Annotated in this window: 11 protein-coding genes; 8 read left to right on the top strand and 3 right to left on the bottom strand. The window is 56.9% G+C overall.

All coding sequences use genetic code 11. From position 1 onward, the window contains the following. Positions 1-292: 292 nt before the first annotated feature. Both K0B87_07550 and K0B87_07545 read right to left on the bottom strand, forming a co-directional pair. The gene (locus tag K0B87_07550) at positions 293-571 is read right to left on the bottom strand and encodes a hypothetical protein (protein MBW6514594.1); all 279 of its coding nucleotides are present in this window, start codon (positions 569-571) and stop codon (positions 293-295) included. A gap of 87 nt (positions 572-658) precedes the next feature. Beyond that, positions 659-1,303 (bottom strand): endonuclease III, encoded by a 645-nt coding sequence (locus tag K0B87_07545; GenBank protein ID MBW6514593.1) that lies wholly within the window; start codon positions 1,301-1,303, stop codon positions 659-661. A gap of 83 nt (positions 1,304-1,386) precedes the next feature. Here K0B87_07545 and K0B87_07540 point away from each other — a divergent pair, with 83 nt between their 5' ends. From K0B87_07540 to K0B87_07530, 3 genes are all read left to right on the top strand, one after another. Then, positions 1,387-2,052, top strand: coding sequence for an SOS response-associated peptidase (locus K0B87_07540; protein ID MBW6514592.1), 666 nt, complete (start codon positions 1,387-1,389; stop codon positions 2,050-2,052). A 150-nt stretch (positions 2,053-2,202) separates the two neighbouring features. Beyond that, complete coding sequence (locus K0B87_07535; GenBank protein ID MBW6514591.1) at positions 2,203-5,088, top strand: hypothetical protein; 2,886 nt, start codon at positions 2,203-2,205, stop codon at positions 5,086-5,088. Beyond that, positions 5,085-5,687, top strand: coding sequence for a hypothetical protein (locus tag K0B87_07530; protein MBW6514590.1), 603 nt, complete (start codon positions 5,085-5,087; stop codon positions 5,685-5,687). The genes K0B87_07535 and K0B87_07530 overlap by 4 nt, the downstream gene beginning before the upstream one ends. Positions 5,688-5,714: 27 nt before the next feature. Here K0B87_07530 and K0B87_07525 read toward each other — a convergent pair whose 3' ends face one another. Next, positions 5,715-7,385 carry a formate--tetrahydrofolate ligase gene (locus K0B87_07525; GenBank protein ID MBW6514589.1) on the bottom strand — a complete coding sequence of 557 codons (1,671 nt, stop codon included), beginning with the start codon at positions 7,383-7,385 and terminating at the stop codon, positions 5,715-5,717. A gap of 246 nt (positions 7,386-7,631) precedes the next feature. Between K0B87_07525 and ssnA the strand changes: the two genes are divergently transcribed. The 5 genes from ssnA to K0B87_07500 all read left to right on the top strand — a co-directional run. After that, positions 7,632-8,960: a putative aminohydrolase SsnA gene (ssnA, locus tag K0B87_07520; GenBank protein MBW6514588.1), complete on the top strand. Its 1,329-nt coding sequence runs from the start codon at positions 7,632-7,634 to the stop codon at positions 8,958-8,960. 11 nt (positions 8,961-8,971) lie between these two features. Continuing rightward, complete coding sequence (locus K0B87_07515; protein MBW6514587.1) at positions 8,972-10,165, top strand: YgeY family selenium metabolism-linked hydrolase; 1,194 nt, start codon at positions 8,972-8,974, stop codon at positions 10,163-10,165. Then, positions 10,162-11,316: a threonine synthase gene (gene thrC / locus K0B87_07510; protein ID MBW6514586.1), complete on the top strand. Its 1,155-nt coding sequence runs from the start codon at positions 10,162-10,164 to the stop codon at positions 11,314-11,316. The genes K0B87_07515 and thrC overlap by 4 nt, the downstream gene beginning before the upstream one ends. Next, positions 11,303-12,316, top strand: a complete 1,014-nt coding sequence (locus K0B87_07505; protein MBW6514585.1) for a dihydroorotase family protein — start codon at positions 11,303-11,305, stop codon at positions 12,314-12,316. The genes thrC and K0B87_07505 overlap by 14 nt, the downstream gene beginning before the upstream one ends. A 10-nt stretch (positions 12,317-12,326) precedes the next feature. Then, positions 12,327-13,100: molybdopterin-dependent oxidoreductase (locus tag K0B87_07500; protein MBW6514584.1), on the top strand; the 774-nt coding region annotated here is incomplete at its 3' end.

The raw sequence follows: 13,100 nt of genomic DNA, 5'->3' as shown, positions 1-13,100 counted from the left end.
GCCTCGATCTCCTCTACCACTGTGCGTTTAAACTCTTCGCTGTAGCGGACTTGGGGACGTGTTTTCTTCATTGGTCATACTCCTTACTATAGGTTTTTGGTCAACCTATTTCAGGACGGGTCACCCTTCCTTGACGGCGTTAATCACTTCTCTATCCACTGTCTATCACTTGTCTATTGTAGACAAGTGATAGACAGTGGATAGTCAAGTGATAGGCAGGGTGAAGGGAGGGTGACCCGTGAAAAAGGACCGGCCTATCACGGTCCGGTCCCTAATTGGGTCTTGCTTCAGCTTATTGGAGTTGATAACTTTTTTGCATCAGTTCCTTAAAGCTATCTCCAAAAACTAAGAACAAAACTACATAAATCACGGTCAATACTACCCACAGGATCAATATGGCCTGTGCCCAATTCCGCCGGTTGGGGTTTTCCGATTTGCTGAGACTCCAAACGATGATCAGGATGAGGTTGACCAAGGGAATCATCACCAGCAACAAAGTGCCGATCCACTTTCCCAAACTGACGATTGGAGCGACTGTCTCGCTCACGTAGTTTTTTCTTTCCTGTTCCATGTTAAAAACCTCCTTGGCTTTTTAGCTAGTATCTATTCACTCTCTATTTGTCAAGAAATTTCAGATTCCTATGCTCCGTCCTGAACATCAGACCCCCACCCTCGCGCAGTATCGATGGACCGGGCATTCCTGGCAGCGCGGCTTGCGGGGGGTGCAGAGATTCTGCCCGAAGGCCACTACATAGGAATTGTACTGCAGCCAATGCTTTTCCGGCAAGATCTCGCGCAGCGCCATCTCGCTTTCGAAGGGAGTTTTGGTGCTTATATAGCCCCATCTGTTGCTGATCCGATGGACGTGGACGTCCACACAGATCGCGGGCAACGAAAAAGCCACCGCGCGCACCAGGTTGGCCGTCTTGCGCCCCACTCCGGGAAGCTCCAGCAGGTCGTCGATCTCTGAAGGAACCTGGCCTCCAAAGCGTTCGTTCAATACTTTGGGCAGTTGTTTAAGATGCCTGGTCTTATCGTTGTGGAAGCCCACCTGCCTGATGATGGCGTTCAATTCCTCCGCGCTCAGTTTATCAAAGTCATCCGCCTTGCGCACCACTTTGAAAAGCTCCGTCACGGTCCGGGCCGTGGTCTCGTCTTTGGTGCGCGCGCTCAGGATCGTGGCCACCAGCACCTTGAAGGGGTCTTTGGTCTTGGCCTGGATCAGGTCCACGATTGGGGTTTTCACTTCGTAAAAATGCTTTTCCAGTTCCCGCATCACCGCGTCAATGTCAAATTTGGCCATTCTTTGTGTCCTTTCCAGTTCTTGAAAAAATATGTTGCAGGATTTTCCAGCCTCCCTTTCTTGTCAATCAGAAGGAGTTTGCCATGTGTGGAAGATTCGCCCAGGTGATCAAACATGACCGGCTGCAAAAGCTGGAGAAAGAACTGCTGCTGAGTCAGAAAGCGGAGCAGATCGAACTGAATTACAACGTGGCGCCCACCCAGACCGTCGCGGCGGTTCTGAGCCAGGACGTGGGACGCTATTTCGGGACCTTCCGTTGGGGTTTGATCCCCTCCTGGAGCAGGGATATACCCAAGTTTAACCTGATCAACGTGCGCTCGGAGACCATCACGGAAAAACCGTCCTTCCGCGGCGGCCTGCAACGCCGGCGCTGCCTGGTCCCGGCCAACGGTTTCTATGAATGGCGCCAGAGCGACAAACAGCCCTTTTTCATCCATGACGCGGGTGACGACCTGCTCTATCTGGCCGGAATCTACGACGCCTGGTTCGGCCCCGACGGCAGCTTCATTCCCTCGTTGGGGATCATCACCACAGAGGCCAACGCGGCCATGCAAAGCCTGCATCAGCGCATGCCCGTCCTGCTCTTTGGCTCAGACCGGCTGGACTGGCTGGACCATACCCTGACCGACGCCCTCGACTTTGTCCCACTGCTCAAACCCGCGCCGGATGAGGCGATCGCCCTGCAGCCCGTGAGCAGATTCGTGAACAAGGTGGGCAATAATTCCGAGGAGTGCCTGCTGCCGGTTTAAATGTCACTTATCCTATAGCCAAAAATTTCTTGACATTATCAGCGTGGTTGCATATTTAACCAAAAGCCATGTATCACCGATCGTAATAGAGTATCTTAGATAGATAATCGGGAAGCGGAACAACGTTTCCCAGGAGGTTACAATGAAAAAGTGCTTGTTATTACTGTGTGTTTTCGGCTGTTCACTTATCTGGCGGGAATCGTGATCATCGATCCGGCCGGTGACGGGGGCTTTGAGAACGGCTCCACCTTCGCGGCCAACGGCTGGACCGTCGTCAATGACAACATCAATCAATGGTACGTGGGCACCTTGGTGGCCAGCAGCGGCAACGGGGCTTACATCTCCGACACAGGAGGATCCACCTACCATTACAACTACGATTACTACGGCCATGCCCAGGCTTCGCATTTTTACAGGGATGTAACCATTCCCACCGGCTTGTCTGGAGAACTCACTTTTCAGTGGAAGGGACGGGGTGACCTATACAAGGACAGGTTGCTGGTCTATCTGGCCTCGACTTCGGTAATCCCTGTCGCGGCAACACCCGGCGATGGAATGTCCTGGATCGAGAACGCGGAACTGCTTGGCAACTATTGGGGCCAGAGCATCAATCAATATGCCACGGAAACCCTTTACATCCACACTCCCGGCACCTACAGGTTGATCTTCACCTGGGTGAATGATACCAGTATGTTCACAACAACCCAGACCCCCGCGGCGGTGGACAACATTTCCCTGATAACATATTCGAGAAATCCCATCTCGGGGACTCAGATCATCGGAGCGGCGGGAACCCCCTATCTGACTTTCACCGCCGCGTTCAACGCCCTCAACAAACACGGCGTGACCAGCTTTGGAGCAACTTTTTGGGTGGCCGGCGGGAATTATTACGAAAATCCTCCCGCCCTCAAGGCTTCTGGCACGGCCATCGGCCCGATCGTCTTTGCCGCCTCTCCCACAGGCGGATCCGTAACCCTCCGACCCTCAACAGGTTGGAAATCCTATGGCTTCGTCCTCAGGGGAGCGGACCATGTGCGTTTTGACGCAATCGATGTCTACGCCCCGGGAACCAGCTCCACGGACAACCATCTGCGCGCCTACTGGCTGGAAGCCCTGGCCGGAAATGGCTGTTCCCACAACGTGATCCAGAACTGCACGATCACCATGGCCACCTGGCAATCTGCCAATCAGTTCCCCAATTTCGGCATCACCAGCATGGGCACTGACAACACTCCCAACACCCACAACTCCTTTTTAAGCAACATCATCACCGGCCCCTACAACGGCATCTGCTCGATCGGCTTCGAACCGGGATTTGAAAACGATCATGAGGAAGCCTATGCCAATACTGTCTCCTGGACAAGTTTCCAGGGCATCGCCTTCATTGGCTGCACGAATGGCCAGATAGGGGAAAACGATGTCAGCTACAGCTTTCCAGCCGATATCAGTTCCCCCGCATTTGGGATCCGTGTGGAAGGATACGCGGGAGGCAACTTTGAAAGCTGCGAAGTCTACTACAACACGATCAACGGCAGCTATGCCTCCAACCAGTGGTCCGCCGGGATCTACGCCGCCGAGGGCTATCACTATCTGCATCACAACCAGATCCTGTACCTTGGTTCCAGCAATTCCGCCGCTCCGCTTTACGGGATTTACGCCCCCTCCGGTAGTCTTAGCCTGAATCGCAACACCATCACCGGCCTAAGCGGCGGCAACACCGTTTATGGCATCAGTTGCGGATCCATAGTTACAGCCAACGGAAGCAAGATCTACAACCTGAGCAGCAGCGGAACGGATAGCATTGTTGCCGGTATCTCCCTGGCAGACAATACCATGGGCACGGTAATGAACAGCATGGTCTATGACCTGCGCAACCCCGGAAGCTATGTGGCTCCGCAGATCCGGTGCATTGAAACCGGCTGCGGAGGAACGCTGGAGATCTGGTTCAACACGCTGTATCTGGACGCCAGCGGAACCGCGGCCAATTTTTCCTCCGCGATCATCTACGCCCAGGACCTGAGTGCCACCACCATCGATGTGCGCAACAACATCCTCGACAACCGCAGCGTTTGCGGCACCGCGGGAAAAACTGTCGCCTTCTGGAAACTCAGCCCTGGAAACCAACATTTGGCATCAAGCACTGGACGCAACATCTATCAAGGTGGAGGTGAACCCTCTGCTCAAAACCTGATCGCCTGGTTCGGGGGTACTGGCTACGAGGATCTCGTGGCATACAAGATGGCCGTATTTCCCATCGATATCGATTCCTTTGGCGACGCGGTGCCCTATGTGGACAACAGCATGCCCGGCTATGACCTGCATCTGCAAACCTCAATTCCAACTGTGGCCTCCAACAACGCCCTGCCCATTCCAAATGCCACCTTAGACATCGACGCGGAACCACGTTTGGCTACTCCGGACATCGGAGCCGACGAGGGCGATTTCATGGATGAATCTGATGTTCCCGGAGACGTAGTCATCTTTAGCCCTGAGATCGGAGCCACAAACGTGGATCCCAACAATGTCACCCTAATCTGGATCGATCCCTTCGAGGGAGGATACCCCTACTATTACCGCGTGGACATTTACGCCTATATCAACGGCGTACCCGTCAGTTACCAGTTCGATGTCTATTTCCCAGGCTATTCGCTGGACCTGTCCGCGCAGCCGGGTGTTGACCTGGGTTATGGAAATCACTGGAACTGGTCTGTTATGGCGATGAACACTTTTGGCCAGTCCGGATATGCCCTGGGCAATTTCACCACCATGACGGAACCTGGATTGGCGACTCCGGATGTCTCGATCTCCCAGTCCGCTGGCACCATAAATCTGGATTGGCAGGACGTGCCGGGCGCAGCCTGCTACCTCATCTATGCTTCCTCCGATCCATTCGCGTCAACCTACTCCTATCTGGGCTACACCGTCCCCAGCCAATACAGCCTGGCCTCTGACACCCGACAGTTCTTCCGGGTCGTGGCCAGCAGCCAAATCCCCGGCAAAGAACCTGGTCCCGTGATCATAGGAGCCCAAGAATGAACAGACTTATTCTAATTTTCGCCGTCCTGGCCTGCGCCCTGGCCCTGTTTGCCGATCCGCCGGCCGACCCCATCCTGATCAGTCCTGCCGATGGCGCCACCGGGATTGACCCGAACAACGTGACCCTGGTTTGGCAAACCCCGCTCACGGGCGGAATGCCTTCATATTCCTATGTTTTGATCTGGGGTTATCCTGGCGGCACCTACACCAGTTACGTTTATTACGTTAACTATCCTGATCAGGAACTCGACTTGTCCGCCCAGCCCGGAGTGGATCTTGGTTATTCGGTTAACTGGATGTGGGCGGTGATGGTCTATGGTGGAGGCAGCCAGTCGAACTGGGGTGACACATTTAATTTCACCACCATGGCCGAAGGCGCTTTACCCTCTCCACAGGTGACCATCACGGCGAGCGGGATCTTCATCTTCCTGGATTGGCCGGACGTTCCTGGCGCGAACAGCTATCTGGTCTATGGGGCCGATGATCCCTATGCTGCCAATTTTACCTTCCTCAGCAACCGGGCCGTGAGCAACGTGGCCTACATTGCCGGCACCAAGAAGTTCTTCAAGGTCGTGGCCAGCAGCGAAACTCCGAATTAGCTCATCCGATCCGCGATAAAGCGCGGATCAGAACAGCCCGCTGATAATACCGTCGCCCTCAACGTCGATGCTTTCGGCGGAAGGATGTTTGGGCAGGCCCGGCATGCGCATGATCTCGCCTGTGATGGGCACCAAAAAGCCCGCTCCGCTGGCGATCACGATCTCGCGCACGGTGACCAGGAAATCCTTGGGCCGACCGATCAGGTCCGGATTGTCGGACAGAGATTTCTGGGTCTTGGCGATGCAGATGGGCAGTTTGTCGAAGCCGTATTTGTTGATCTTTTTCAGGTCTGCCTTGGCGTCCGCGGTGTAGTCAACCTTTTCCGCGCCATAGATTTCACGCGCCACAGTGAAGATCTTGTCCTCCACCGGGCTGTTCCAGTCGTAGAGGCCGCGGTAGTGGCATACTTCCTTGTCCACCATGTTGATCACGTGCTGCGCCAGTTCCAGCCCGCCCTTGCCGCCTTGCGAGTGGAATTCCGCGACTGAGGAATCGAAACCCGAGGCCTCCACGAAATCCCGGACAATCTTGATCTCCTCATCCGTGTCGCTGGGAAAGCGGTTGATGGCCACGATCGATTTCATGCCAAATTTGTTGATGTTCTCCAGATGCTTGGCCAGGTTTGGCAAACCGGCCTCCACTGCCTGGGGATTGGGCTCGGTGATGTCTTTCAGCCTGGCCCCGCCGTGCACTTTGAGCGCGCGCACCGTGGCCACCAGCACCACCGCGTCGGTGCAGAACTGGCCGTATTTGCACACCAGGTCGAAGAATTTCTCCGCGCCCAGATCGAAGCCAAAGCCCGCTTCTGTGACCACGTAGTCACTCAGGCGCAGCGCGGTTTTGGTGGCGATGATACTGTTGGCGCCCTGGGCGATGTTGGCAAAGGGCCCGCCGTGCACGAAGGCGACCGTGTTTTCGGTGGTCTGCACGATGTTGGGCTGGAGCGCGTCCTTGAGCAGCGCGGCGATGGCGCCTTCATAGCCGAGCTGTTTCACGCTCACCGGCTCGCCGCCGTAATTGAAGCCGACCGTGATCTTGCCGATCCGTTCGCGCAGCTCCTCCATGTTGTTGGCCAGGCAGAGGATGGCCATGATCTCGCTTGCTGGCGTGATGTCAAATCCGTCTTCGCGGGGGAAGCCCTGTTTGCTGCCGCCCAGGCCGATCACGATCTTGCGCAGCATGCGGTCGTTCACGTCCAGCACGCGTTTCCAGGTGATGCGCCGGGGATCGATGTTCAGCGCGTTGCCATAGTAGATGTGGTTGTCCACCAGGCCCGCGAGTGTGTTATTGGCCGCCGTGATGGCATGGAAATCCCCGGTGAAATGGAGGTTGATGTCTTCCATGGGAAGCACCTGGCTCCAGCCTCCGCCGGCCGCGCCGCCCTTGATCCCGAAAACCGGGCCCAGCGAAGGTTCGCGGATCGCCACAGTGCTATTTTTGCCCAGTTGGTTCAGGGCCTGGGAAAGCCCGATGGAAACGGTGGTTTTGCCTTCCCCGGCCGGGGTTGGCGTGATTGCGGAAACCAGGATCAGTTTCCCCAGGGGATTGTCTTTGATCCGCTCCAGCGCGGAAAAGCGGATCTTGGCCTTGAATTCTCCGTAGTGGTCGAGGTCCCGGGGCGAAAGGCCGACCTTCGCGGCGACCTCGTCTATGGGCAGCATCTTCACCTGGCGCGATATTTCCAGATCTGTGGGCATGGCATCCTCCTGAAGGCTTTTATCAGATAAACTAAGCGCTTTGGCCACGTTGCCAATCCCATTGATGCGGCCCACCCAAAACATTGGGCCAAACCGGCCAAAACCACGGTCCAATCATGCTTTGGACCATCCAGCCTCCCAGCTTCCATTTTTCCTGGTTCCAACCGCAGATCCGGATTTCTGATTGACAGAATCAAGCCGGGTATTTTTATTTGTTATTACCATAAAAATCAAAGGATTCCGCGTATGAAGCCCTACATTGTCACGGGAGGCACGATCCTCACCTTCGATCCCCGGGACCCGGTTTTGGAGGACCAGGCCATCCTGGTCGAGGACGGCAGGATCATCCGCATCGCGCCCGAGGCTGAGCTTTCCCTGATCCACTGCGAGCGGATCGACGCTTCAGGCAAGGTCGTGATGCCAGGACTGATCAACGCCCACCACCATTTCTATTCGACCCTGGTGACTGGATTGGGCAAAGCCGCGCCCTCCAAGGATTTCAACGAGGTGCTGGCCAATCTCTGGTGGCGCCTGGACAAGAAGCTGCTGGAGGAGGACGTCCATGTCAGCGCCCTGGTCTCCGCGCTCAATTGCGTAAAGAAGGGCTGCACCACGGTCATCGACCACCATGCCAGCCCCTTCGCGATCAAAGGCTCGCTGGCCGCGATCGCCCGGGCCCTCAAACAATGCGGGATCCGCGGATCGCTCTGCTATGAGGTCTCGGACCGCGACGGAGCGGAAAAATGCCGGGAGGGGATCGAGGAAAACGTGATCTGGCTGATGAAGCAAGAGGAACTCCCGGACCCGATGCTGAAAGGGCTCTTTGGAATGCACGCGGCTTTCACGCTATCCGATCAAAGCCTGCGAGATATCTCCGCCTGGGTGGAAAAACTGGGCTGCGGCACCCACATCCACGCCGCGGAAGCTGAATCCGACGAGCTTTTCAACATCCAGCACCACGGCAAGCGTGTGGTGGAAAGGCTTTGCGACTTTGGCCTGGTGAATAAGGACAGTATCCTGGCCCACGGAGTGCACCTCAACGCCCGGGAAATGATGCTGCTGGCGGAAAGCGGAGCCGCGCTGGTCACCAATCCGCAATCCAATCTGAACAACGCCGTGGGCATCGCGGACGTCTGCAAGATGGCGGAGCTCGGCAACACGGTGGGCCTGGGCACGGACGCCATGACGGTGAACATGCTGGAGGAACTGCGGGTTGGGCTCTGGGCCCAGCATCTGAAACAGAACGATCCTTCCGCCGGCTTCCTGGAACTGGCCAACACCTTGCTGCAGAACAATCCCCGCATCGCGCAAAAATACTGGGGCCCGGGGCATGGCATCCTGGCCGACGGCAGCCCCGCGGACCTCATCTTCGTGGATTACCAGCCGCACACTCCGCTGAACGCTGAAACCTGGATCGGCCATGTCATCTACGGCATTTCCCAGGCCAATGTGAACACCACCATCTGCGCCGGCGAAACCCTGATGTGGAACGGGCAGTTGACCCTGGACCTGGATGAAGGCGAAGTCAAGAAGCGGTCCCGCTCCCTGGCCAAAGCATTGTGGGACAGGTTTTGAGGAGTTTATTAATGTACGACAGGATTATGGAACAAGCCCGGCGTTACGAATCCGAGACGGTGCGCCATCTGCTGGAAATGGTGCGGATCCCGGCCTTCTCCACCAAGGAAAAGGAGGTCGTGGAATACATCCTGAAGGAAATGCGGGCCGCGGGTTTTGACGAGGCCTTCATCGATCCGCTGGGCAACGTGCTCGGCAGGATCGGTTTTGGGGATCGCGTCATAGCCTTCGACGCGCATATCGACACGGTTTATCCCGGCGACCCAAGCCTCTGGGATTTCGACCCCTTCGACGCCCACGTCAAGGACGGAAAGGTCTGGGGCCGCGGCTCAGTGGACCAGGAAGGCGGAATGGCCTCCATGCTCACCGCCGCGCGGATCATCAAGGACCTGGGATTGAACGAGAAATTCAGCATCTGGTTCACCGGAACCGTGATGGAGGAGGATTGCGACGGGCTATGCTGGCAATACATCATCAATGAGGACAAGATCGTGCCGGAACTGGTTGTGATCACGGAACCTACCAATCTGAACATCTATCGCGGCCACCGCGGCAGGATGGAGATGCAGGTGCACGTAAAAGGCCTTTCCTGCCACGGCTCGGCGCCCGAACGCGGAGACAACGCGATCTACAAGATCAGCCGCATCGCTTTGGAGATCGAGAAACTGCACGAGCGCCTGCGCCACGACGAGTTTTTGGGCAAGGGAAGCGTTTGCGTTACAGAGGTTTACTTCACCGGACCCTCGCAATGCGCGGTTCCCGACAGCGCGCGCATCCATCTGGACCGCCGCCTCACCTGGGGTGAAGACAAGGAATCCGCGGTCGCGGAAGTGCTTGAAGCTTGTGGAATTGCCGGAGAGCCGGACGCGGAGATCGAGATTCTGACCTACTCCGAGCCGGCCTTCACCGGGCTGGTCTATCCCACCGAGAAATATTTCCCCACCTGGGTCACGCCACCCGATTCGCCCTGGCTGAAAGCCGCTGAGGAAGCTTATTTGGGGGTTTTGGGACGGGCCCCAAAAGTCGATAAATGGACCTTTTCCACCAACGGTGTGGCCATCGCCGGGATGCACAAAATCCCCTGCATCGGGCTCGGGCCGGGAAATGAAGTATACGCCCACGCGCCCAACGAAGCCACGCCGATAGAGCATCTCACCCAGGCGGCGGCCTTCTACGCCGCGCTGGTCCACAGGTTGAACCAATGAACTATTTCAAAGGCTGGCGCTGCACGACCTGCGGTGAAGATTACGCTCTGGACGAGGTCCGCTACCTATGTCCCAAATGTTCAAAGGGTTACAAGCCCGGGATTCCTCTGACCGGGGTTCTGGAATCGCGCTTCGACTGCCTGGCAATTGGCTATGAATGGGAACAGAAGCCGGATTTTTCTCTCTTCGACTCTCTGGAGCGGAGATTCTATCCGCCTCTGCCGGTGGGCAACACACCCTTTTTCCAGGCGTCCCGGCTGGGCGCGGAACTCTGCCTGCCCAACCTCTATATCAAAAATGACGGCCTCAACCCCAGCGGCTCGCTCAAAGACCGGGCCTCGGAACTGGTGGTGGCCGACGCCAACCGCTTGGGGATCAAGGAGATAGTCTGCGCCTCGACCGGCAACGCGGCTTCCTCGCTGGCCTGTTTGTGTGCTGCGATGGGCAAAAAGGCCTTGATCTTCGCGCCGCAACAAGCCCCCCAGGCCAAACTGGTCCAGATCCGGGTGCACGGCGCGGAACTGCATTTGGTGGATGGCACATACGACGACGCCTTCGCCGCCGCGCTGGAATATTCGGCCCATAACGACTGCCTGAACCGCAACACGGCCTACAATCCCTTCACGATCGAAGGAAAGAAGACCTCCGGGCTCGAGATCTGGCAACAATTGGGCTCGGTGCCGGACTGGATCGTTGTCCCGGTGGGCGATGGAGTGATCCTCACGGGCGTCCACAAAGCCTTTTACGACCTGCTTTCCTGCGGGATCATCGAATATCTGCCCAAACTGCTTGCCGTGCAGGCAGAAAGCTCAGACGCCATCACCTCCTATTGGGAGACCGGCGAATACCGCGACGCGGTAAGTCCGAAAACCGTGGCGGACTCGATATCCGTGAAAGCCCCTTCCAACGCGCATTGGGCTGTGGTCGCGCTCAGAGAATCCGAAGGCAAGGCGATCCGCGTGCATGACGACGCCATTCTGCGTGACCAGAAAGAGCTGGCCAGGAAAACGGGGGTCTTCGCAGAACCCTCCGCCGCGGCAACTTTGTCCGGCCTCTTGGGCGCGATCGACAACGGCTGGATCGAGGATGATGACAAGGTGGTCCTGCTCGTCAGCGGACACGGCTTAAAGGACATCGATGCAATCAGATAGGCTCTTTCCCGGAATCTGCGATTTCCACGTCCATGTGGGCGAACGCGTCGGCGGATACGAACTGCGCGACGATTTTGCCGCCCTGGACCGGATCGCGAAAGAGAAAGGCATCGCGGCCATCGGCGCCTTCGTAACCGAAGAGGAGGGAATTTCGCTCACGGACAAGCTCAGGCGCATGCAAGAAGACGCGCGGCAGCACTTTTCCGGGCACGTGCACTGGCATCTTACTCCGGTAACTGCTTCTTTGGATGAGGTTTATCCATTGTTGCGGGAAGGCTGTGACCTCAAACTTTACACCACCTATAAGAACGCGGGAATCTACAGCTCCTATGAGCGCATCGGACTCTGGATGCAAGAGCTTTCCGACCTCAAGCCGCGAATCCTTGTCCATTGCGAGGATGACGCGGTCATCGCCCAATGCTCAGACCGGCATCCCTTTCAAGCGCCATTCGCGCATACCCTCAGGCGTCCCGAACTGGCTGAGACCATCGCTGTGGACAAGGTTCTCAACCTTGCCGTGAAGTACCATTACCCCGTGCACATCGTCCATGTATCCACACCCGGCGCGGCTTTGCTCATCCAGCAGGCCAAACAAGCCAATCCCCTCATCACTTGCGAGACCGCGCCGCACTATCTGCTTTACAATGAAGGCAAACTGAAAGGGGAAAACGCCCACCGCTGGCTCTGCACGCCGCCCTTTCGCAGTGAGGAATCGCGCGGCCTCTTGGTCGAACTGCTGCAGGACGGGGTTTTCGACATCATCGCCAGCGACCACTGTCCCTTTACCGATGAGGACAAGGACCGCTTCAAAGACACGCCGGACAAAGTTCCCAGCGGCATTTCCGGGCTTGACTCTCTTTTTGCTTCGAGCTATTCTGAACTGTCCACGAAGGGGATCATCAGCCTCGAAAGGCTGTTGGGCCTGTGCTGCCTATCCCCAGCTGAGCTGATGGGACTAAGGGCCGAAAGGAAACATACACTGCAACGCTTATTGGGATAGGAACCAGCAGATGAATAAACCAGCATTTCGCAATGACGGGTTGGCCAAGGTTACCGGCCGGGCGCTTTATACAGATGACCTGAAGCTGCCGGGGATGCTGCACGCGGTGCCGGTTTACAGCGATTTGCCGCGGGCGAAACTGCTTTCCCTGGATGCCTCGGAAGCCTTGAAACAAGAGGGTGTGGTGGCGGTTTTCACGGCCCAGGACATCCCCGGGAATGTCCGCTTCGGGCAGATCATCAAAGATTATCCCACCCTGGCGGGCGAGGATATCAATTCCACCGGAGACGTGCTGGCTTTGATCGTGGCTGAGACCCGGGACCAGGCGATCGCGGCCATCCCTTTGGTGCGTATCGAATTGGAGCCGCGCGAAGCCATCCTCGATCCGGAAGCCGCGCTGAAAGAGGATGCCGAGATCCTGCATCCCTTCCACGGCTCCAATCTGGCCAATTACCACTGCGTGCGGCGGGGAGATCTTCAAGCCGGGGAACAGGAAGCGGATGTCGTTATTGAACAGGAGTTTAACAGCTCGCGGGTCGAACATGCCTACCTGGAACCGGAATCCGCGCTCTGCCAGTTACGGCCGGACGGGGTGATGGAAGTCTTTGGCAGCATGCAACATCCCTTTTCCACACGGCGTTTTGTGGCTTCCACCCTGGGTTTGGAACTCAAGGACGTGGAGGTGAAAACCGTGCCTATGGGCGGCGGATTTGGCGGCAAGGACGACACCGCGGCTTTGGTTTGCGCCCGCGCGGCTCTCTGCGCCTGGCTTTTGAAGCGGCCC

The organism is Candidatus Syntrophosphaera sp., assembly GCA_019429425.1.
Lineage (GTDB): Bacteria > Cloacimonadota > Cloacimonadia > Cloacimonadales > Cloacimonadaceae > Syntrophosphaera.
Note: the sequence above shows the minus strand (reverse complement) of the source record. Positions and strands in the feature narration are given on the sequence as shown.